This is a genomic window from Pseudomonas sp. FSO-7 (genome assembly GCF_059579345.1).
Window position 1 is genome coordinate 5,010,271 of sequence record NZ_CM184193.1, and the last position, 21,807, is coordinate 5,032,077.

Genomic DNA, 21,807 nt, shown 5'->3' on the forward strand with positions numbered 1-21,807 from the left:
AGTTACGCTTCGACTGCCAGCGGGTGGGCGGCGAACCAGGCTTGGGCCTGTTCGGGGATGACCCCGATCCCTTGGAATGTCTTGACCCGCAGGCCACGCTCGTCACCTCGGTGATAGAGGGCACGGGCACAGCGATCGATGAAAAGGTGACGTTGCAACAAGCGGCGCAATACCGCCGTGTGGCCAAAGGGAGCGACCCAGTCGTTGAGCCAGAGGCGCTCGCCGCTGTTCCAGTCCTCCTGGGTCAGTTCCAACGGCGACTGACGCAGGTAACGTTGTTCTGCCGCCTCGTCGAGGTTGAGCCAGGACAGGTAGAACACCGGCTTGCCGTGCTCGGAGCCGAGCACGAACTGACGATGCTTGAGCGCCGGCAACAGCAGCGTCGGCAAGGTGTGCAACGGCGCATCGCGATGGGCCTTGGAGTGCATCCACAACCAGGTGGCAGAGCCGAACACCGCGGCTTCGCTCCAGGGTTCGTCGATCAGGCCGGGGGCGATAATGTCTAGCGTCTCGAACTGCATGGGATCACCTCAGAATGACCAGATGACGGTGAACGCGCTGGTCACGTTGGCCGTCTCGAAACCATCGGGCTTCTTCAACGGCGTACCCACCGACCAGTCATAGGACAGGCCCTTGTAACCGCCGCGTATACCCACCACGGCCCCCGCCAGGCGCTGGCCGATCAGGAACTCACTGGCTTGGCCGCTGACTTCGCCATAGTCGATACCGGTGTAGAGCTCCTGGCCGGTCTGCCCCAGGGACAGGCCGATTTCGTTGCGCAGGGTCCAGCCACGGTCCGCGGAAAGAATGTTCTCGCCATCGAAGCCGCGCACGCTGTAGCGCCCGCCGATGGAGAAGCGATCCTGGGGCACCAGCGGCGTACGGTTCCATTGCGCGCGCCAGCCGCCGATGTAGCGCAGACGCTGATCGCCGATCTGGAACGGCACCTGCAATTGGGCATCGGCGGTGATGATCTGCGAACGTGACGTGCCGGCATCAAAATCTTCCTCGGGTGCCCTGAGCGCGTCATGGGCACCGGTGCCGCGACGGTAGGCGACGCCCAGGTCAAGAATCGAGGCGCCAATGAACTCCCGATGGTCCAACCCCAACTGCCAGCCGGCCATGCGCCGTTTCTGGTTGCCAATTTCGGTGTCGTCGATGAAGTTCTCCGACGAACGCGTCCACAGGCTGCCCCAGGCGGTGGTCTTGCGAACTGCGTCGCGGTACAGCAGGCGTGACAGGCGCAACTCGTTGTTGCGACTCTCGCCCCGGTACTGATAGGTCTGATTGGCGCCGGCGACCGACTGTTCGTAGTTGTATTCGCTGCTGGTGAACCCTAACTGCCAGTAGCCGAACGGCAGCGAATAATGCAGCGTGCTGCCATCGGAGCCGCGATGGCCGGACTCGCCACCGCCCAGGTCATGGTTGACGCTGGCGTAGAACAAATCGTTGAGCGACAGCAGGTTGTCCAAGGACAGCGACACGTTGCCCTGGTATTTACCCGTGGTCTTGCTGCCCGAGTTGTCCACCGAGAGGCTCACCCGGGCGGGGAACCGCTGGCTCCAGGCGATCACCACGTCGCTCTCACCGGGCCTGGCGTCGGCGGCACGGGCTGGCGCGATCTTGATATCGGCCTCGGCGGTCGGCACGCGCTTGAAGTTCTCCAGCGCCTGCTCGATGTCGCGCAAATTGAGCAGATCGCCAGGATTGGCCGGCATCGCATTCCAGGCATTGGCGCGGGAGCTGCTGCCCTCCTCGAAACGAATCTCGCGAATGCGCCCTGGTACCAGGGTCAATACCAGCACCCCACTGTTCAAATCCTGGGCTTCGGCGAGTACGCGAGTGGTGACGTAGCCGGCCTCGATGATCGCATTCTGCATGCGCTTCATCGTCAGGTTGATCCCGCCGCCACCAAGGCAACGACCGATGGCGGGATCATCCTTGGGATTGGCGGCACGCAACGCCCACTGGAATTTTTCCGACGCCTCGCCGATCAGGCGGATGTCATTGATGGCAAAGCAGGGACTTTCCTTGGTGGGCAAGCGATCGGCGCCTTCATCCACAGGTACTGCCTGCAGGCGCACGTCGGGCCGGGACTCCAACTGATCGCGCAAAACCCGTTCGCGCTCTTGCTGGCGCAGCAGTTCTTCTTCAGGTCCAGCCGCCTGCGCGGCGCTCCACGCGCCCGTCATCCAGGCCGCCATCAGCAGCAGGGCGAGACGCTTGGCGTTCTGTGTGGATGAACGGTTTCCGTCAACACAACGGCGAGGGCTGCTCGGTTTACGCGTTCGGCAGGGTGCGGCTGGCTGCATGTCACATCCTTGTGGCCTGAATCGAAGACACAGTGGGTCAGTTCCGCTGGACGCGGATTGGCGCTGACATAGATAAAAAGAGGTACTTATTCCACCGATAACGAAGGAAAAGTCCTACAACGTACCGAGACGGTCAGATAGCAGAGGGAGGAGAAAGTTTCGCGGTATCGAAACAGGTTCGATACCGATGGGTAAAAATGGGCGGTCGATCACAGCCTGAGGCCATGAGGCGCTGAGCAAGGCATGAACGGCACGCTCAAGCCGAGCCTGGTCGTTCGGGGGATGGGGATGCAAGCAGGAAAAGTTAGCGGCAATTGCGCTAACCCACTGTTTATAATGGTGTCCCAGGGCAGGTTCGAACTGCCAACCTTCCCCTTAGGAGGGGGATGCTCTATCCAATTGAGCTACTGAGACACGAGTCGACCACGAGAAACGTGGTGCGCGGGACGGCGTGCATGTTAACGACCTACCCTGCATTTGTCATGTCGTCGCTGTTTTTAAAGTGTAGGCAAATGGTACTGCCTGGAAGGCTGACAAGGCCTGGCGGTCGGGCCAGGCCACCATTCATCTGCCCCTGGCTGGATCAGCCTAGTAAATCGGCCATTTGCCACTATCCTGTACAAGACAGGGACGACACGGTTTTTTGTCCATTTCCGTTATCCGCCAGACGGTATGGCACATCGACACGATCCGACGGTCACAAAATGCGGACCTGTTGTTTTTTTCCAACCAGTCCGCATTTTTTGATGAAAGGTGCTGGCATAACGCCTTTACCCGGATCAGAATTTGTCACAGAATTGGCGCCAATGATCTGGCAATTTTGAGGCATGATGCGGGCCTCTTAACAATTCAGGTTGAACATTTGGCAGTGGAGCTTGTCCTATCGACATCCTGCGGCCAATCCCGAGAACCGCTCCCCTGAACTAACCGGTTAAATAAATATGCGCCCAATGAAACAGGCAATTTATTCCAGCCGTACGGCTGACAAGTTCGTCGTGCGTCTGCCAGACGGAATGCGGGAACGCATTGCCGAGGTGGCTCGTAATCATCATCGCAGCATGAACTCCGAAATCATTGCGCGCCTGGAGCAAAGCCTGATTCAGGAAGGTGCACTGGGTGAAGAGCTGAGCATGCGCCTGGACAGCCCGGAGTTGTCTTTGCATGAACGCGAGTTGCTTCAACGCTTCCGACAACTCTCCCACCGCCAGCAGAACGCCCTCGTTTCGCTGATTGCCCATGACGCAGAGATGACCGCAGACGCGACCTGATCACAACCAAAACACTCAAGCCAGCCGCGTGCTGGCTTTTTTTTGCCTGGCGCTTGGCCAAGGCCTGCTGATCAATGGCAGGGCTGCTAAATTGATCAGCCAACACCAGGGCCTGGAGGCCTGTATGGCAGGTCATGCATTCAAGGTTCGAAGAATCGCAGGGTTGGGCGTGGAAATCGTCGAGGCTGATTCGGATCGAACGTTTGCCCGGCATATGCACGAACACTTTGGCATTGGCTTGCTTGTGCGCGGGGCGCAACGCTCAGCCAGTGGCCGAGGCCTGGTAGAGGCGACTGCGGGTGATCTTATATCGGTCAATCCAGCCGAAGTGCATGACGGTGCGCCCATCGGTGACGGAAAGCGTCGCTGGCAGATGCTGTATTTCGACCCATCGCTGATCGCGCAGGCATTCGAGGACATGACCAAGGAGGGGGGCATCTGCGCCAGTGAGTTCGCCTATCCGATGCTGCAAAGCCCGCCTGCCGCCCAATTGTTCCGCACCCTGTATCGAACAATCGCTCAAGCCGAGGCGCCTGGCGATCACCTGAAGAGCGAAGAAACGCTGGCGCTTTTGCTCGAACATTTGCTGGACCGGCCCCTGCCGGTATCGTCTCTGCCGGACGCGGCGGCAAGCCGTGCGAAAGCCATGATCGACGACGATCCACAGTCGTCGATGTCGCTTGCCTTGCTCGCCAGGGAAGCCGATTTAAGTCGCTTTCAGCTCGTACGCGCTTTCACTCGCCTGACCGGATTGACGCCCCACGCCTATCTGCTGCAACGACGCATTCAGCAAGCACGGCACCTGATCGCTGCGGGCATGCCACTGGCCGATGCATCCCTTGCCAGTGGCTTTGCGGACCAGAGCCATATGACCCGATGCTTCGTGCGCAGCTTTGGGTTCTCACCCGGCATGTACGCACGACAAGATCGGTAGCGTCCTGCAATTTCATACAAGATGCCTCTTCTCATGGCAGGCAGGCTGGAGACTTCATCACTCCAAGGACGCGCCACATGAACCTCGAATTTCTTTTCACCTCCCTGATCGTGGTGGCCTCGCCTGGCACCGGCGTGGTCTATACGGTGGCGGCCGGTCTGGCCCAGGGCTGGCGTGCAAGCGTGGTAGCCGCACTCGGTTGTACCCTGGGGGTCGTGCCACACATGCTGGCAGCCATCACAGGCCTCGCGGCACTGTTGCACGCCAGCCCGTTGGCCTTTGAGGTCATCAAGTACCTTGGCGTCGCTTACCTGCTATGGATGGCCTGGAGTACGCTCCAGAGCCATGGAGCGTTGCACATTGATCCGAACAAGACGCCGCGTTCCAATGGCGCGGTGATTTTTTCGGGCGTCTTGCTCAACCTGCTGAATCCAAAACTGTCGATTTTTTTCCTGGCTTTTCTGCCGCAATTTCTTGCGCCAGGAGAAACGAATGCCATGGGGCGCATGCTGCTGTTGAGCTTTGTCTTCATGGCGATCACCTTTGTGATCTTCGCCCTCTACGGGGTGTTCTGTGCATCGATGCGCCAGCATGTTCTGGAGCGTCCGCCGGTGCTGCGGTGGATGCGCCGTCTATTCTCGGCAGCCTTTGTGGTGCTGGCTGTGCGACTGGCGGTGATGCGGTGATGCACCGAGGGTTTTACGTAATAAAAAAACGGCAAACAGGCTGATGCTTGGGAATTTTGATCTAGCGTTCGGGGGGGGCTGCTTATGGTTCCGCCCTGACGGCGGGTCACTTTTGAGAAGCCCGGAAGCCGGCCCAGTCAAAAGTAAGCAAATGCTTTTGCCCCACCACTTAGTGCCCACTGCGCAATGCCTGCGTTCGGCCAGCGTGGTTAACGGGGCGCCGAGATCAACGTCCACCGCGAGGCGGCCTGATAGCCGACCTGGTTCTGGTAGCCGTACTCCGATCCAATTGGGGGGGCGAGCCTGCTCGCGAAGGCGGTGGTTCAGTCACATGGATGTCGGGCTGACTGGCCTCATCGCGAGCAGGCTCGCTCCCACAGTTTTTTGTATCGTGCGCACATGTTGTGATCACCCACAAACCCATGTGGGAGCGAGCTTGCTCGCGATAGCGGTGGTGCCGTTGCATAGCGGCTGGATCTGCCGGTGGCTCTTGATTTCGACGCCCCGGCAATCAAAAGAAGCCCACAAAAAACGGCGCTTCCCATTTTCTGAAGGAAGCGCCGTTTTTTCTAAGTGGACAGTATTACGCCAAACAGGCGGGTTTCTTGTGGCCGATCAGAGCAGGAAAATCGTCGCCAACCCCAGGAAAATGAAGAACCCGCCGCTGTCGGTCACGGCGGTAATCATGACGCTGGCACCCATGGCAGGATCGCGCCCCATGCGGGCCAGGGTCATGGGGATCAAGACCCCCATCAAGGCTGCCAGCAGCAGGTTGAGCGTCATGGCGGCCGTCATGACCACCCCCAGCGACCAGCTGCCATAAAGCAGGTAAGCCACCACGCCAATCACCCCGCCCCAAATCACGCCGTTGATCAGGGAGACCGCCAGTTCCTTGCGCATCAATCGTGAGGTATTGCCGGTGCTGACTTGGTCCAGCGCCATGGCACGGACGATCATGGTGATGGTCTGGTTGCCGGAGTTGCCACCGATACCGGCGACGATGGGCATCAGCGCCGCGAGCGCCACCAGCTTCTCGATGGAGCCTTCGAACAAGCCGATGACCCGGGAAGCGACAAACGCCGTGATCAGGTTGATCGCCAGCCAGGCCCAGCGGTTACGCAGGGACTTCCAGACCGAGGCGAAGATGTCTTCTTCTTCGCGCAGACCGGCCATGTTGAGGACTTCGCTTTCACTTTCCTCACGGATCAAGTCGACCATTTCATCGATGGTCAGACGGCCGATCAGCTTGCCGTTCTTGTCGACCACCGGTGCAGAAATCAAGTCATAACGTTCGAATGCCTGGGCCGCATCGTAGGCGTCTTCGTCCGGGTGAAAGCTCACCGGGTCGCTGGCCATGACCTCGGCCACCTGCTTTTCCGGGTCGTTGACGAGCAAACGCTTGATGGGCAGCACGCCCTTGAGCACGCCGTCGTAGTCGACCACGAACAGCTTGTCGGTATGGCCGGGCAGTTCCTTGAGGCGACGCAGGTAGCGCAAGACCACTTCAAGGCTGACATCCTCGCGGATCGTCACCATCTCGAAGTCCATCAACGCACCGACCTGCTCCTCGTCGTAGGACAACGCCGAGCGCACACGCTCACGCTGCTGGCCGTCGAGGGCTTCCATCAGTTCGTGGACAACGTCCCGTGGCAGTTCGGGCGCAAGGTCGGCGAGTTCGTCGGCGTCCATTTCCTTGGCCGCTGCCAGCAACTCGTGATCATCCATGTCGGCGATCAGGGTTTCGCGAACCGAGTCCGACACTTCGAGCAGGATGTCACCGTCGCGGTCAGCCTTGACCAACTGCCAGACCGTCAGACGCTCTTCCAGGGGCAAGGCTTCAAGGATGTAGGCGACGTCGGCGGAGTGCAGGTCATCGAGCTTGCGTTGCAGCTCGACCAGATTCTGCCGGTGGACCAGGTTCTCGACCCGGTCATGATGCGGGCCTTCCTGGCGATGCGTCAGGTCTTCGACGACCCGCTGACGCTGCAGCAGCTCAACGACTTGAGCGAGACGATCCTGAAGGCTTTCCTGCGTTTTTTTTACTTCTACTTGGGTCATAGGCGAACTCCACTCCCAGCAGTGGAGCACGCCGGAAGGATCAATCAGTTAATTCATGATTGGCAAAACTAGATATTGAGTAACTACTGGGTAAGTCCATGGAGATATTCCAAAGCCCCGGCGGGGCTGACGGGCGCAATCATACACCGCTTGACGCTTTAAAACGCTAAAAAATCATGGCAAGAACAAGCGCTTGCGAGACAAACCTGAACACAGGCTGAACCTGTCCCTTTACGACGACTTATTCAGAAAAGAAAACACACGCCCCGGCAGAAATGCAGCGACTAACCTGTTCTCCTGCACCGTCAAGGAGGACGACCGGATGCCTGTCAGCCACTACCTGTTCCTGCTCGCCAGCCTGCCCTGCCTGCCTTTGTGGGCCGCCGGGCAAACCGTGCATCGCTGCGAAAGTATCGCGGGGCACGTGACATTCACCACCTTGAGCTGCAGCCCGGGAGAAGCCCTGTCGCTGCAGCAGATCCATTCGTACAGCCCAGGTTCAACCGAGCCGACGACCGAAGCGATGCTGCCCGAAGCGGAGCGCTGGCAAACATCCGGCAACACAACCACACGCAAGGAACCGACCGTGGTTGGCCAGCTCCAGGACCGCTGCGGGAACCTCATCGATGCCAGGCAACGCCGCGATGCCATCCTGGGACGACGAATCGTCCCCGGCATGAGCCAACAGGACGTCGAGAGCGCCCTGGGCAAGCCAGACTCCATCAAGATTCGGAATTCGAGCACACGGTATACCTACAAGGCGAAGAAAGGTCGCAGCGCAGAGGTCGTGTTCGACGAGAGGGGATGCGTGAAAGGCAAATCGTAGACAGCAAAAAGCCCGCGTTAAACGCGGGCTTTTTGGTGTTTGGTGCACTCGACAGGATTCGAACCTGTGACCGCTCGGTTCGTAGCCGAGTACTCTATCCAGCTGAGCTACGAGTGCATGTTGTGGTTTTATACCAGATCACAACTGGTTGAAGCCAAGTTATTTGCATTGCTGCAAACGACTCTTAAATGGTGCACTCGACAGGATTCGAACCTGTGACCGCTCGGTTCGTAGCCGAGTACTCTATCCAGCTGAGCTACGAGTGCATTTGTTGCCGCGCATTATAGGTCGTCAAATCCTTTTGTAAAGCGCTTTTTTCAGTAATTTCAATCACTTACTGATCAAGCCAGGTTTTGACGCACTAAACGAATAATGGCGGAGAACGGGGGATTCGAACCCCCGACACCCTTTTGAGGTGTACTCCCTTAGCAGGGGAGCGCCTTCGGCCACTCGGCCAGCTCTCCGCAACACGGGGCGTATATTAACCACCTTCATCCCCGTTTGCAAACATAAAAATCGATAAAAATTAATGGCTTGGTTCGTCGTCCTTCTCTTTCTTGATACGCAGGTAAATTTCCTCCCGGTGTACAGCAACCTCTTTCGGGGCGTTGACGCCGATACGCACTTGGTTTCCTTTGACGCCGAGCACGGTCACGGTGATTTCGCCATCGCCAATAATCAGGCTTTCTGCACACCGACGGGTCAGAATCAGCATACCTTTCTCCTCACGCAATTCACTTAAGGGACAACAGTCTGCAAAAAAAAGGCATTGGACCTACAACCGAAACGGTCGAAGCCTACAAGCCTAGTATTGACCAGCGCGGGCAAAAGAACAGTTTTGGGACGCGCCATTCAGAAAAACAAAGGGCGCGGTCCAGCCGCGCCCTCCAGACAACGCCTTACTCGCCCGGTTGGGCAGCGGCGTCGAGTTCGAAAGCCGTGTGCAGGGCGCGCACGGCCAGTTCCAGGTACTTCTCTTCGATCACCACGGAGACCTTGATTTCCGAGGTAGAGATCATCTGGATGTTGATGCTTTCCTTGGCCAGGGATTCGAACATGCGGCTGGCCACGCCTGCGTGGGAACGCATGCCGACACCAACAATCGAGACCTTGGCGATCCTGGTATCGCCCACCACTTCCCGGGCACCGATCTCGCCAGCGGTCTTTTTCAGGATCGCTTCGGCAGACTGGTAGTCGTTGCGGTGCACGGTGAAGGTGAAGTCAGTGGTGTTATCGTGCGAGACATTCTGCACGATCATGTCGACTTCGATGTTCGCGGCACTGATCGGGCCGAGAATCTTGAACGCCACGCCGGGGGTGTCTGGCACGCCACGGATGGTCAGCTTGGCCTCATCGCGGTTGAAAGCGATGCCGGAAATGATCGGCTGTTCCATGGATTCCTCTTCATCGATAGTAATGAGGGTGCCCGGACCCTCTTTGAAGCTGTGCAGAACGCGCAGCGGAACGTTGTACTTGCCGGCGAATTCAACCGCCCGGATCTGCAACACCTTCGAGCCGAGACTGGCCATTTCCAGCATTTCTTCGAACGTGATCTTGTCCAGGCGCTGGGCCACGGGCACGACCCGCGGGTCGGTGGTGTAGACACCGTCCACATCGGTGTAGATCTGGCATTCGTCAGCCTTGAGAGCCGCTGCCAGCGCCACGCCCGTAGTGTCGGAACCGCCACGGCCGAGAGTGGTGATGTTGCCCTGCTCGTCCACGCCCTGGAAACCGGCAACAACCACGACACGGCCAGCCTTCAGGTCGCCGCGAATCTTCTGATCGTCGATCTGCAGGATACGCGCTTTGTTGTGCGCGCTGTCCGTCAGGATACGCACCTGATTGCCGGTGTAGGACACCGCCGGCACACCACGCTTGATCAGCGCCATGGCCAGCAAGGCGATGGTCACCTGCTCGCCGGTGGAAACGATCACGTCCAGCTCACGGGGAACCGGTTGCTGGTCGCCGCTGATTTGCTTGGCCAGATCGATCAGACGGTTGGTCTCGCCGCTCATTGCCGACAGCACAACCACCAGGTCATCGCCCGCGTCACGGAATTTCTTAACCTTGTCGGCGACTTGTTCGATTCTCTCGACAGTGCCGACCGAGGTGCCTCCAAATTTCTGTACGATCAAAGCCATTTCAAAGCCGCCTCTGCCCATGAAGGGCGCCCAATAAATCACTCAAACAGCGGCTGGGCTCGTCACTAGACCACGAGCCCGCGACGCTGCCTTAAATACCCTGCTCTACGAATGCAACGGTCTGGGCCAGTGCCGCGTCCAGTGCGCCGACGTCGGTACCACCGCCTTGCGCCATGTCCGGACGACCACCGCCCTTGCCGCCCACTGCCGCAGCGGCCTGCTTCATCAAATCACCGGCTTTGAGTTGGCCAGTCAGGTCTTTGGTCACGCCTGCGACGAGAACGACCTTTTCCTCATGGACACTGCCGAGCAGGATCACTGCGCGGCCGAGTTTGTTTTTCAGTTGATCGACCAGCGCCAACAGCGCCTTGCCATCCTGGCCGTCCAGACGCACGGCCAGAACCTTCACGCCCTTGACGTCCACCGCCTGGGCCGACAGATCGTCGCCCGCGGCGCTGGCGGCCTTGGCCTGCAACTGCTCGAGTTGCTTCTCCAGCAGGCGGTTGCGCTCCAGCACAGCCGACAGCTTGTCGATCAGGTTGTCGCGGCTGCCCTTGATCAGGGTGGCCGCTTCCTTGAGTTGTTCTTCGGCCGCGTTGAGGTACGCCAGGGCCGCAGCGCCGGTGACCGCTTCGATCCGACGCACGCCGGAGGCCACGCCACCTTCGCTGATGATTTTCATCAGGCCGATGTCGCCGGTCCGGTTGGCGTGGATGCCACCGCACAGTTCAACGGAGAAGTCGCCCATGCTCAGCACGCGCACGCTGTCGCCGTATTTCTCGCCGAACAACGCCATCGCGCCCTTGCGCTTGGCGGTCTCGATGTCGGTTTCTTCGGTTTCCACCGGGGAGTTCTTGCGAATCTCGGCGTTGACGATCTCTTCCAGGGCCTTGAGTTGCTCAGGCTTGATGGCTTCGAAATGGCTGAAGTCAAAGCGCAGGCGCTGGCTGTCTACCAACGAACCCTTCTGCTGGACATGCTCGCCCAGCACCTGGCGCAACGCAGCGTGCAGCAAGTGCGTGGCGGAGTGGTTCAGCGACGTGGCATGGCGAACCTCGGCGTCGACATGGGCGGCCACCGGAGCGGCGATCATCAGGCTGCCCGACGCCAGCACGCCGTGGTGCAGGAACGCACCGCCGGTCTTGGTGGTATCACGCACGTCGAAACGCGAGCTGCCCGCCTGCAGGTAACCGCTGTCGCCGATCTGACCGCCGGACTCGGCGTAGAACGGGGTCTTGTCCAGCACGATCACGCCTTCCTGGCCTTCGCTCAGGATATCGACCGACTGTCCATCCTTATAGATGGCAACGATCTTGGCCGAGCCGGAGGTGCCGGCATAACCGGTGAACTCGGTGGCCACGTCAACCTTGACCAGGCTGTTGTAGTCCATGCCGAAGGAACTGGCGGAGCGCGCACGCACCCGCTGGGCTTCCATCTCGCGCTCGAAACCTTCCTCGTCGAGGGTCAGGTTGCGTTCGCGGGCGATGTCACCGGTCAGGTCCATCGGGAAGCCGTAGGTGTCGTACAACTTGAACACCACGTCGCCCGGGACGACGTTGCCCTTGAGTTCGGCCAGGTCCTGCTCGAGGATCTTCAGGCCTTGCTCCAGGGTCTTGGCGAATTGCTCTTCTTCAGCCTTGAGCACGCGTTCGATATGCGCCTGCTGGGACTTGAGTTCCGGGAAGGCGTCGCCCATCTCGGCCGCCAATGCCGCGACGATCTGATAGAAGAAGCTGCCCTTGGCGCCCAGCTTGTTACCGTGACGGCAGGCGCGACGGATGATCCGGCGCAGCACATAGCCGCGACCTTCGTTGGAAGGCAGCACACCGTCGGCAATCAGGAAGCCGCAGGACCGGATGTGGTCGGCGACCACTTTCAGCGAAGCCTGGTTGTCGTTGGTGCAACCGATGGCCTTGGCCGACGCGCTCAGCAGGCTCTGGAACAGGTCGATTTCGTAGTTGGAATGAACGTGCTGCAGCACCGCACTGATCCGCTCCAGGCCCATGCCGGTGTCCACCGACGGCGCTGGCAGCGGATGCAACACGCCATCGGCGGTGCGGTTGAACTGCATGAACACGTTGTTCCAGATCTCGATGTAGCGGTCGCCGTCTTCTTCCGGCGAACCGGGTGGGCCGCCCCAGATGTCCGCGCCGTGATCGTAGAAGATCTCGGTGCAAGGGCCGCATGGGCCGGTGTCGCCCATGGTCCAGAAGTTATCGGAGGCGTAAGGCGCGCCTTTGTTGTCGCCAATACGCACCATGCGCTCTGCCGGGACACCGACCTCTTTGGTCCAGATGTCATAGGCTTCGTCGTCGGTGGCATAGACCGTGACCCAAAGCTTTTCCTTGGGCAGGTTCAGCCACTTGTCGGACGTCAGGAAGGTCCAGGCGAAGGTGATGGCGTCACGCTTGAAATAGTCACCGAAGCTGAAGTTACCCAGCATTTCGAAGAAGGTGTGGTGACGTGCGGTATAACCGACGTTTTCCAGGTCGTTGTGCTTGCCGCCGGCGCGCACGCACTTCTGGCTGCTTACCGCACGGGTGTAGGCACGTTTTTCCTGGCCCAGGAAGCAGTCCTTGAACTGGTTCATCCCCGCGTTGGTAAACAGCAGGGTCGGGTCGTTGCCCGGAATCAAAGAGCTGGAGGCTACTCGGGTGTGGCCTTGCTCTTCGAAGAAGCGAAGGAAGGCTTCACGGATTTCTGCGCTTTTCATTAGGTTCTTCCACGGAGGCTGCGGCCAAAGGCCTGTGCAAAACGTCAACAGACGAAGCAACGGCAAAGGGCCGCATTATATCGGCCCTGCGCGTGGGGTACAGCGTGTTTATACGATAGAAACTGTCAATTGCCCCGGTTAGCGGGTCATTGGCGGGAAAATTCGACGAAAGTGGCGATCACCTGGTCGATTTGCGTCGCGCTCACATCCATGTGCGTCACCATTCGCAGGCGTGGCGCCGCGCTGAGCTTGACGCCCCGTTCATCGGCAAACGCCTTGATCGCCTCGGCTCGCTCGCCCATCTGCACGTAGACCATGTTGGTTTGCACCGGCTCGACCTCGTAACCCGCCGCACGCAAGCCCTCGGCAAGCCGCAGGGCATTGGCATGGTCATCGGCCAGGCGCTGGACCTGATGTTCCAGGGCATACAGCCCCGCCGCCGCAAGAATGCCGGCCTGGCGCATCCCACCACCGACCATCTTGCGCAGCCGGCGGGCCTTGCCGATCAGCTCGACGCTGCCGCACAGGACCGAGCCCACCGGAGCGCCAAGGCCTTTGGACAGGCACACCGACACCGAATCGAAATGTTGGGTGATTTGCCGGGGATCGACGTTCAGCTTGACCGCAGCGTTGTACAACCGCGCCCCGTCCAGGTGCAGGGCCAGGCCATGTTCCTGGGTGAAGCGCCGGGCCCGGGCCAAGTATTCCAGAGGCAGCACCTTGCCCTGCATGGTGTTTTCCAGGGCCAGCAGGCGGGTGCGGGCAAAGTGGAAGTCATCGGGCTTGATCGCCGCGGCGACATGCGCCAGGTCCAGGGAGCCGTCCGCCTGCACCTCGAGGGGCTGAGGCTGGATCGAACCGAGCACCGCCGCACCGCCGCCCTCGTATTTATAGGTGTGGGCCTGCTGGCCGACGATGTACTCATCGCCTCGCTCGCAGTGGGCCATCAGCCCCAACAGGTTGCTCATGGTGCCCGTGGGCACGAACAGCGCTGCGGCAAAGCCCAGGCGCGCGGCCAGTTCGGCTTCGAGGCGATTGACGGTCGGGTCTTCCCCATACACATCGTCGCCGGTCGGCGCACTGGCCATGGCGTCCAGCATGCCGGCGGTAGGTTGGGTGACCGTGTCGCTGCGAAGATCGATAACACTCATGAATCTGGCCTCGGGTGCTGGTGGGGGAATTCCCTTTCGAAGGGCAATTACTGCGGGCATGGCGCGGAATAATCAAGCCCGGTCGCAGGAAAACACCACCTGTACCTGAAGATTAATCAAAACACCTGTGGGAGCGAGCTTGCTCGCGATGGCGGTGTTTCAGCCAGTATTGAAAGTGACTGACACTCCGCTATCGCGAGCAGGCTCGCTCCCACAGGGGGTTATGTGTTAAAAATCCTCCGCCGCCACAAACCATGGCGGCAAAAACGTTCTCAGGGCGGGGTGTAACTCCCCACCGGCGGTAATTGCACGCAACGTGCATAGCCCGCGAGCGCTTGGCGGTACACCGCTTTCTGGGGTGTAGCGGCAAGGTCAGCAGACCCGGTGTGATCCCGGGGCCGACGGTCATAGTCCGGATGAAGAGAGAACGGGATTGGCACCCAAGGGCCGACTGCGACTGTCCGTACGCGGCGTACCCTCGAATCCCCTTCGATTCATGACGCCCTGTTTTTCACACAAACAGGAACCAGAACATGCAACCCATCGCAATCGACAGCAAAAGCAAAAGTCATCCGGGCGAGCGCGTCGCGTTCATCCAGGCCTGCTGGCACAAGGAAATCGTCGACCAGAGCCGTAAAGGCTTCGTCGCTGAAATGATCAACCAGGGTTATCAGGAAAGCGACATCGACTTCTTCGAAGTCGGCGGCGCCTTCGAGATTCCGCTGCACGCCAAGCTGCTGGCCAAGTCAGGCCGCTACGCCGGCATCGTCGCCGCCGGCCTGGTGGTGGACGGGGGCATCTACCGTCACGAGTTCGTCGCTCAATCGGTGATCAGCGGCCTGATGCAGGTGCAGTTGGAAACCGAAGTGCCGGTGTTCTCGGTCGTACTCACGCCGCACCACTTTCATGCTGGGGAAGAACATCAGAAGTTTTTCTTCGAGCATTTCGTGCACAAGGGCCAGGAAGCGGCGAAGACCTGCGCCGATACCCTGCACAAGACCCGGGCATTGCGGCGCAGTGAACAGCGGGCGGTAGCGGTCTAAGGCTGGACACAGGTCCAAATGTGGGAGCGAGCCTGCTCGCGATGACGGAGTATCAGTCGCTATAGATGTCGGCTGATATACCGCTATCGCGAGCAGGCTCGCTCCCACAGGGGTCTTGGGTCAGTTTGAAACTGAGTCAGGCCAGGTTCTCGTCCGTCGCCGGCACAATCAGGATCCCGGCCCGCAAGCCATTCTTCACCTTGGGGTTCGGGAAGATGATCCGGGCGCCCTCCTCTTCGATCACCCAGCGGGTCTGGGCGATGTCCTCGGCCAGCACATAACCTTTTTCAAGCACGGAGAAGTTCTCGATGTCCGCCGGCAGGTTCAGGCGGAAGCTGTCGCTGTGCTTGATGATTTCCCGGGCCACGCTGAACAGCTGGAGGCCGTCGAGCCCTTCATCCTGCTCCGGCTCGTTGCCTTCGATGATCTGTTGCAGACGGGTTTCCAACAGGCTGACATTGACCCCGTCGTTCTGCCCGAATGGCCGGGCCTTGCCCAGTTCCAGGGTGAAGGACTCGGCGCCGAGCTGATCGTAGGTGTAGGCACTGAACACGATGGACGGTTTGTTCTGCAGCAGCACCGCCTCCATGCCCGCGGCACGCAGGCGCGCCAGCTCACGGCGTGAATGCTGGCGACCTTCTTTCCATGGATAGAGGGCGAACTGCTCGATTTTCGAGCCGCGGATGGCGGTGTGCAGGTCGTAGTGCAAGCGGCTGCGTTCCGGCCGACTGAAGAAACTGGCGGCCAGCCGCTCCAGCTCGCAGGCCCGCAGTGCTTCAGGACCGCCGCTCAGTTCATGGCGGCCATTGAACAGCCGGTTGACGTCCTGTTCGACGAAACGCTCCCCGCGCCGAATGGCCTCGGGGTTGCCGAACAGAAACAGAATACGTGCCCGCGGTTTCAGGTCGCCACGGGCAATGTCGTGCAGCAGGCGGTCGAGCAATTCGATCGGTGCGGTTTCGTTGCCGTGGATACCGGCCGACAGCAGCAGGTCCAGGCCATTATCCCGGGCTTCGGGCGGCTTGACCTCCAGCGCGCCCTCGCTCAACCAGCGCATCCGTACGCCTTCGACAGTCAGTTGAGTCTTCTCCGCCGGTTCACGGCCGGCGAGGGTCAGTTCAAGCAGTTTGCCGAGGGCGAGCATAGCGCGGTTTCCTTAATGGTCGTGGCCGCAATCCGGGCCATGGACATGGTCATCGTCGCCGACGTCCGCCGGTTCCATTTCCAGTTGCAGGCTGACCAGGTTGGTCGCCAATGGACGCAACAACAGGTTGGCGTATTCCTCGTCCCCTTCCTCGACATCGACGCCGATCAGCAGCTGACCGCGGCCGTCCTGCTGGATCCACAACTCCTTGCCTTGCCACATCACCGCGACGCGGGTGCAGGAGGTTTCCAGTTGGGTGCCGTCGGTGTCTTCAAGGATCAGCTGCAGGGTATCGCTCATGTCTTTACGTTCTCGTCTGGGGATAAGGCAACGCGCCCTGCTTTGACTGTAGTCAGGTCGCGCGCGCTTTCAATTGATCTGGAAAGGATAAACCGCGCCAAGTTTAAGGATTTGTGTCAGTTCATCCAGTGCCGCACGGCATTCGAGCAGCAACTGCGGGTCTGCCAGGTCATTTTCGGTCATGCGGTCGCGGTAGTGGCGCTCGACCCATTGGGTCAGCGAATCGTACAGCGGCGCGGTCATGATAACCCCTGGGTTGACGGCCGCCAGCTCGGTTTCATTGAGGGCCACGCGCAACCTCAGGCAAGCCGGGCCGCCACCGTTCTGCATGCTTTGCTTGAGGTCGAAGACCTTCACTTCGCGAATGACCCCGCCAGCGCCCGTCAGGCCTTGCAGGTATTGCCAGACGCGTTCGTTGCTGCGGCATTCCTCCGGCACGATCAAGAGCATGGAGCCGTCGGGACGCGACAGCAACTGGCTATTGAACAGGTAGGAACGTACCGCATCATCGACGGTGACCGCCGAACGCGGTACGCACACCGATTGAAATTTCCCACCGACCTTGGCGAGTTTGTTGCTCAGTTCGGCCAGCATCCTGTCGGTCTCGAGGAACGCATCCTCGTGATAGAACAGCACTTCGCCATTGCCCACCGCAATCACATCGTTGTGGAACACACCCTGGTCGATCACCGACGGATTCTGCTGGGCGTACACCACGCCGTCCTCCCTCAGCCCATGCAGGCGGGCAACGGCCTGGGAGGCTTCCAGGGTCTGGCGCGCCGGGTATTTCTGCGGTGCGGGATAACGGGTATCGAAGGCGCTGCGGCCGAAGACGAAGAACTCAACGCCGGCCTCACCGTAGGCACGGCAGAAACGGGTGTGGTTGGCCGCGCCTTCGTCGCCGAACTGCGCCACCGCCGGCAACGCAGCGTGATGGGCGAAGTGTTGCTGATTGGCAAACATCGCCCCCAGCACGCGACTGGTGGTCGGATGCTCGATGCTGCGGTGGTACTTGCAATTCAGGTTGGCGGCGGTGAAATGCACGCGACCATCGGCGGTATCAGCGCTCGGGCTGACCGTGGCGGCGTTGGCCACCCACATGCTGGAGGCCGAGCAACTGGCAACCAGCAACGGCATCGCTTCTTTCGCGGCTTGCTGGATGACCTGGGCATCGCTGCCGGCAAAGCCCAAGCGGCGCAGGGCGGCCACGTCCGGGCGCTCCTGTGGCGCCAGTACACCTTGCTGGAAACCCATGTCCATCAGCGCTTTCATTTTCGCCAGGCCCTGCAACGCCGCTTCCTTGGGGTTGGAGGACTGCTGGCTGTTGCTCTGGGACGCGACGTTGCCGTACGAGAGCCCGCCGTAGTTATGGGTCGGCCCCACTAGACCGTCAAAGTTGACTTCATAGGATTTCATCAGCGAGGCTCCACGAGAATCTGTTTTTTATAGGCATCAAGTAACAGCCGCAGTGCGGCTATCGCGAGCAAGCTCGCTCCCACAAAGGATTGCGCAAAACCCTGTGGGAGCGAGCTTGCTCGCGATCGGGGTTCACATCATTCTCACGCCGGGAGTGAGGGCAGCCGGCATGACAAGGCTCGGGGTTTCCAGGGAAGCCACCGGGTACGCGCAATAATCCGCCGCGTAATAGGCGCTGGCGCGGTGGTTGCCCGAGGCGCCAACACCGCCGAACGGCGCGCTGCTGGCAGCGCCGGTCAGCTGTTTGTTCCAGTTGACGATACCGGCGCGGCTCTGCAGCCAGAACTGCTGGTAACGCTCCTGGGAATCGGACAGCAACCCGGCGGCCAGGCCATATTGCGTATTGTTGGCCTCGGTGATGGCCGCTGCGAAATCCTTGTAGCGGATCACTTGCAGCAACGGCCCGAACAACTCCTCATCAGGACGCTCGGCCACTGCCGTCACGTCCAGGATACCCGGCGTCAGCAATGCCGCCTGGGCCTGCGGCTGAGTCATGGCCAACAGCGGCACGGCGCCTTTGCCCAGCAAATGGTTTTGCGCATCCATCAGCGCTTTTGCCGCGCCCAGGGAAATCACCGAGCCCATGAATGGCGCCGGTTGCTGATCAAAGGCACCGACATCAAGAGTCGAGCTGACCGCCACCAGGCGCGCCAGCAAGGCATCGCCCCAGGCGCCTTCCGGCACCAGCAGGCGGCGCGCACAGGTGCAGCGCTGCCCGGCGGAAATGAAGGCGGACTGGATAATGGTGTAGACCGCCGCATCGACGTCCGCCACCTCATCCACCACCAGTGGGTTGTTACCGCCCATTTCCAGCGCGAGGATCTTGTCCGGGCGCCCGGAAAATTGTTGGTGCAACAGATTGCCGGTACGGCTGGAGCCGGTGAAGAACAGCCCGTCGATACCCGGGTTCGCCGCCAGGGCGATACCGGTTTCCCGCGCGCCTTGCAGCAGGTTCAGCACACCCGCCGGCAGGCCGGCTTCGACCCAGCACTTGACCGTCAGCTCGGCGACTTTCGGCGTCAGCTCGCTCGGCTTGAACAACACGCTGTTGCCGGCCAGCAGCGCTGGCACGATGTGGCCGTTGGGCAAGTGGCCGGGGAAGTTGTAGGGGCCGAACACCGCCACCACGCCATGGGGCTTATGGCGCAGCACGGCGGTGGCGTCGCCCAGGGGGCCGCTCTTCTCCCCGGTCCGCTCGCGGTAGCTCTGCACCGAAATAGCAACTTTGTTGACCATGCTGGTCACTTCGGTCGCCGCTTCCCACAACGGCTTGCCGGTTTCTTCACCGATGCACTGGGCCAGTTCGTCGGCGTGGCTTTTCAGGGACGCGGCAAAGGCCTCCAGCACCTGGATGCGCTCAGCCAGCGAGCGCCGTGCCCAGTCCGGGAACGCCTGGCGCGCAGCCTGCACCGCCGACTCCACTTGCGCCGCCGTGGCGCCGTTGCCCGACCACAACACCTGCTGGGTCACCGGGTTCAACGATTCAAAGAGGTCGCCCTGGCCTTCCAGCCAGCTACCTGCGATGTACAACGACTTCATCATTTCGACTCCCGTGCAGCGGACAACGCAACGGCACGCACCTGATCGCCGGCGTTGAGTTGAAGACGTTTGGCGGTCAGCGGATCGACCACCAGCGTGCCAGCGGCGAAGCGCGCCGGTGCGGCGGTGATGCGGCAGTCTTCGCGCTTGCGGTTATGGATGAGGAACGGCGTGGCGTCATCGCCCGGCGTGCCGATGGCCAGCACCAGCGCCTGGCTGTCGCGAATCGCGCGGATCTTGCCGGTTTCGCATTCCACCGCCGGGCCGGCGTCGAAGATGTCGACGTAACCCTGGTAGCTGAAACCTTCGCTCTTGAGCATCGACAATGCCGGTTCCGTATCCGGATGAACCTGGCCAATCACGGCCCGGGCATCTTCGGACAAGAAACAGGTGTACAGCGGGAACTTGGGCATCAGCTCGGCGATGAACGCCTTGTTGCCCACGCCGGTCAGGTAATCGGCCTGGCTGAATTCCATCTTGAAGAAATGCCGGCCCAGGCTTTCCCAGAACGGCGAACGCCCGCTGTCGTCGGACATGCCGCGCATCTCGGCGATGATCTTGTTGCCGAACAACTGTGGGAACTCGGCGATGAACAACAACCGCGCCTTGGCCAGCATCCGACCATTGAGGCCACTGCGGAAGTCGGCATGGAGGAACAACGAGCACAGCTCGGAATTGCCGGTCAGGTCGTTGGCCAGGAACAGGGTCGGGATTTCCCGATAGATGTTCAATTCCTGGGAGGCACTGACCGTCAGGCCGACCCGGAAGTTGTACCAGGGCTCACGCAGCCCCACGGCACCGGCGATGGCGGAAATGCCCACCACGCGACCGTCATCGTCTTCGAGCACGAACAGGTAGTCCGCGTCACCGCGCCCGGCTTCGCCGCGAAAGGTCTTCTCGGCCCAACCGACCCGATGGGCCAGGCGCTCTTCATTGGCCGGCAAGGTGGTCAGGCCGGTGCCGGTGCTGCGGGCCAGGGCGGTCAGAGCGGGTAAATCGCTGCTGCGTACGGGACGAACGATCATGCTATCTCCTCAAACGGGTCGCTTGCGCCACCCGCGAAACTCAGCGGTAAGGCGTTAAACAGCTACCAGACGCACGCTGGCGCCTTCGCCAACGCCCAAGGCTTCGGCCGCTTCCATGTCCAGGGTCACAGGCTTGCCCGGCGCGTAGTCGAGTTCGAGCAGCACGGCGCGGTAGTCCTGCAATTGGGCATTGGCCACCAGGTATTGGCGACCGACGCCCTTGACCGGTTCGCCGATCTTGACCGGCACCACGCGGCTCTGGGCGATCGAGCGGATGCCTGAGACGCGGGCATGCAGGGTCGGGCCACCGTCGAAGATGTCGATGTAGTGATCGGTCTCGAAACCCTCGCGCATCAGGATGTCGAAGGTGATCTGCGCCCGCGGATGGACCTGGCCCATGGCTTCCTGGGCGGCGTCCGGCAACAGCGGCACGTAGATCGGGTAATGGGGCATCAGCTCGGCGAGGAAGGTACGGCTTTTCAGCCCGCACAAGCGCTCGGCGGCGGCGTAGTTGAGGTCGAAGAAGTTGCGACCGATGGCGTCCCAGAACGGCGAGTCGCCATTCTCATCGCTGTAGCCGACGATCTCGGTCACCACCGAATCGGCGAACCGCTCCGGATGGCTGGCAACGAACAACAGCCGCCCGCGCGAGTTGAGTTCCGACCATGGCGAGCCCACCAGCTCCGGCACCACGTAGAAACTGGTCAACAAGCTATTACCGGTCAGGTCGTGGCATTGGGAAAGCACGTGGATCTTGTTGTGGATCTTCAGCTCACGGGAGGCGTGAACGAAAGTCTCGTTGCGAAAGCTGTAGAATGGTTCGGAATAACCGGCCGACGCGACGATGGCCGAACAGCCCGCCAGCTTGCCGGTCGCGGTGTCTTCGAGGACGAAGAAATAGCTCTCTTCACCGTTGAAGCTGACTTCGGCGGCAAACGAGGCTTCGCTTGCGGCGATCTTGTCGCTCAGGCGTTCCACGTCATCCGGCAAGGAAGTGACACCGATCGGACTGTCCGCAGCCAGACGCTGTACCTCGCCCAGATCAGCCATTTGCGCGGGGCGCATCACCAGCATGGTGTCACTCCTTAACTTGAAATAAAGGGTTCGACCGTTGGGTCGACACACAGAAAAAAAACTAAACGAACACCCTGGCCCGCATTGCATCTGCGGCGGTCTTCGATTTTTCAGCCG

18 protein-coding genes, 4 tRNA genes and 1 riboswitch are annotated in these 21,807 nt (G+C 60.6%); of the genes, 5 read left to right on the forward strand and 17 right to left on the reverse strand.

Features of this window, described 5'->3' with window-relative positions; all coding sequences use genetic code 11:
• Positions 1-2: 2 nt before the first annotated feature.
• The 3 genes from AC515T_RS21870 to AC515T_RS21880 all read right to left on the reverse strand — a co-directional run bounded on the left by AC515T_RS21870 (position 3) and on the right by AC515T_RS21880 (position 2,726).
• The gene (locus tag AC515T_RS21870; protein WP_496529992.1) at positions 3-521 is read right to left on the reverse strand and encodes a toxin-activating lysine-acyltransferase; all 519 of its coding nucleotides are present in this window, start codon (positions 519-521) and stop codon (positions 3-5) included.
• 9 nt (positions 522-530) lie between these two features.
• Positions 531-2,192, reverse strand: coding sequence for a ShlB/FhaC/HecB family hemolysin secretion/activation protein (locus AC515T_RS21875; protein WP_496529993.1), 1,662 nt, complete (start codon positions 2,190-2,192; stop codon positions 531-533).
• Positions 2,193-2,649: 457 nt separating this feature from the next.
• A tRNA-Arg gene (locus AC515T_RS21880) sits at positions 2,650-2,726 on the reverse strand.
• Between the two features lie 527 nt (positions 2,727-3,253).
• On the opposite strand from AC515T_RS21880, the gene AC515T_RS21885 reads away from it, so the two are divergent.
• The 3 genes from AC515T_RS21885 (at position 3,254) to AC515T_RS21895 (ending at position 5,200) form a co-directional block, all read left to right on the forward strand.
• Positions 3,254-3,580: an Arc family DNA-binding protein gene (locus tag AC515T_RS21885; RefSeq protein WP_496529994.1), complete on the forward strand. Its 327-nt coding sequence runs from the start codon at positions 3,254-3,256 to the stop codon at positions 3,578-3,580.
• Positions 3,581-3,749: 169 nt separating this feature from the next.
• Positions 3,750-4,514, forward strand: coding sequence for an AraC family transcriptional regulator (locus AC515T_RS21890; RefSeq protein WP_496529995.1), 765 nt, complete (start codon positions 3,750-3,752; stop codon positions 4,512-4,514).
• A gap of 77 nt (positions 4,515-4,591) precedes the next feature.
• A complete protein-coding gene (locus AC515T_RS21895) occupies positions 4,592-5,200 on the forward strand; it encodes a LysE family translocator (RefSeq protein ID WP_496529996.1) in 609 nt (202 codons plus the stop codon).
• Positions 5,201-5,815: 615 nt separating this feature from the next.
• On the opposite strand, the gene mgtE is transcribed toward AC515T_RS21895, so the two are convergent.
• Positions 5,816-7,258, reverse strand: a complete 1,443-nt coding sequence (gene mgtE / locus AC515T_RS21900; RefSeq protein ID WP_072346428.1) for a magnesium transporter — start codon at positions 7,256-7,258, stop codon at positions 5,816-5,818.
• A 322-nt stretch (positions 7,259-7,580) separates the two neighbouring features.
• Here mgtE and AC515T_RS21905 point away from each other — a divergent pair, with 322 nt between their 5' ends.
• Complete coding sequence (locus AC515T_RS21905) at positions 7,581-8,084, forward strand: cell envelope protein SmpA (RefSeq protein WP_496533175.1); 504 nt, start codon at positions 7,581-7,583, stop codon at positions 8,082-8,084.
• Between the two features lie 40 nt (positions 8,085-8,124).
• Here AC515T_RS21905 and AC515T_RS21910 read toward each other — a convergent pair.
• From AC515T_RS21910 to ltaE, 7 genes are all read right to left on the reverse strand, one after another.
• Positions 8,125-8,201 (reverse strand) — tRNA-Arg (locus tag AC515T_RS21910).
• Positions 8,202-8,273: 72 nt separating this feature from the next.
• Positions 8,274-8,350: transfer RNA gene (locus tag AC515T_RS21915), tRNA-Arg, on the reverse strand.
• Between the two features lie 107 nt (positions 8,351-8,457).
• Positions 8,458-8,548 (reverse strand) — tRNA-Ser (locus tag AC515T_RS21920).
• Between the two features lie 62 nt (positions 8,549-8,610).
• Positions 8,611-8,799: a carbon storage regulator CsrA gene (gene csrA / locus AC515T_RS21925; RefSeq protein WP_003178872.1), complete on the reverse strand. Its 189-nt coding sequence runs from the start codon at positions 8,797-8,799 to the stop codon at positions 8,611-8,613.
• A 184-nt stretch (positions 8,800-8,983) separates the two neighbouring features.
• Positions 8,984-10,225 (reverse strand): aspartate kinase, encoded by a 1,242-nt coding sequence (locus tag AC515T_RS21930; RefSeq protein ID WP_496529997.1) that lies wholly within the window; start codon positions 10,223-10,225, stop codon positions 8,984-8,986.
• Positions 10,226-10,316: 91 nt separating this feature from the next.
• Positions 10,317-12,938 (reverse strand): alanine--tRNA ligase, encoded by a 2,622-nt coding sequence (gene alaS, locus AC515T_RS21935; RefSeq protein WP_496529998.1) that lies wholly within the window; start codon positions 12,936-12,938, stop codon positions 10,317-10,319.
• A 146-nt stretch (positions 12,939-13,084) separates the two neighbouring features.
• Positions 13,085-14,089 (reverse strand): low-specificity L-threonine aldolase, encoded by a 1,005-nt coding sequence (gene ltaE / locus AC515T_RS21940; RefSeq protein WP_496529999.1) that lies wholly within the window; start codon positions 14,087-14,089, stop codon positions 13,085-13,087.
• 264 nt (positions 14,090-14,353) lie between these two features.
• A riboswitch (FMN riboswitch) is annotated at positions 14,354-14,522 on the forward strand.
• A gap of 100 nt (positions 14,523-14,622) precedes the next feature.
• Here ltaE and AC515T_RS21945 point away from each other — a divergent pair.
• On the forward strand, positions 14,623-15,132 hold the full coding sequence (locus tag AC515T_RS21945; RefSeq protein ID WP_496530000.1) for a 6,7-dimethyl-8-ribityllumazine synthase: 510 nt from the start codon (positions 14,623-14,625) through the stop codon (positions 15,130-15,132).
• A 136-nt stretch (positions 15,133-15,268) separates the two neighbouring features.
• Here AC515T_RS21945 and astE read toward each other — a convergent pair whose 3' ends face one another.
• From astE to aruF, 6 genes are all read right to left on the reverse strand, one after another.
• A complete protein-coding gene (astE, locus tag AC515T_RS21950; RefSeq protein WP_496530001.1) occupies positions 15,269-16,276 on the reverse strand; it encodes a succinylglutamate desuccinylase in 1,008 nt (335 codons plus the stop codon).
• Between the two features lie 12 nt (positions 16,277-16,288).
• Entirely contained in the window at positions 16,289-16,576 is a 288-nt protein-coding gene (locus AC515T_RS21955) for a hypothetical protein (RefSeq protein WP_003178862.1), read from the reverse strand.
• 69 nt (positions 16,577-16,645) lie between these two features.
• Positions 16,646-17,992 (reverse strand): N-succinylarginine dihydrolase, encoded by a 1,347-nt coding sequence (astB, locus tag AC515T_RS21960; RefSeq protein ID WP_496530002.1) that lies wholly within the window; start codon positions 17,990-17,992, stop codon positions 16,646-16,648.
• Positions 17,993-18,124: 132 nt separating this feature from the next.
• Positions 18,125-19,594: a succinylglutamate-semialdehyde dehydrogenase gene (astD, locus tag AC515T_RS21965; RefSeq protein WP_496530003.1), complete on the reverse strand. Its 1,470-nt coding sequence runs from the start codon at positions 19,592-19,594 to the stop codon at positions 18,125-18,127.
• A complete protein-coding gene (gene astA / locus AC515T_RS21970; protein ID WP_496530004.1) occupies positions 19,591-20,616 on the reverse strand; it encodes an arginine N-succinyltransferase in 1,026 nt (341 codons plus the stop codon). Before astA ends, astD begins: the two co-directional genes overlap by 4 nt.
• Before the next feature lie 54 nt (positions 20,617-20,670).
• Complete coding sequence (gene aruF / locus AC515T_RS21975) at positions 20,671-21,690, reverse strand: arginine/ornithine succinyltransferase subunit alpha (protein ID WP_092201660.1); 1,020 nt, start codon at positions 21,688-21,690, stop codon at positions 20,671-20,673.
• Positions 21,691-21,807 lie beyond the last annotated feature (117 nt).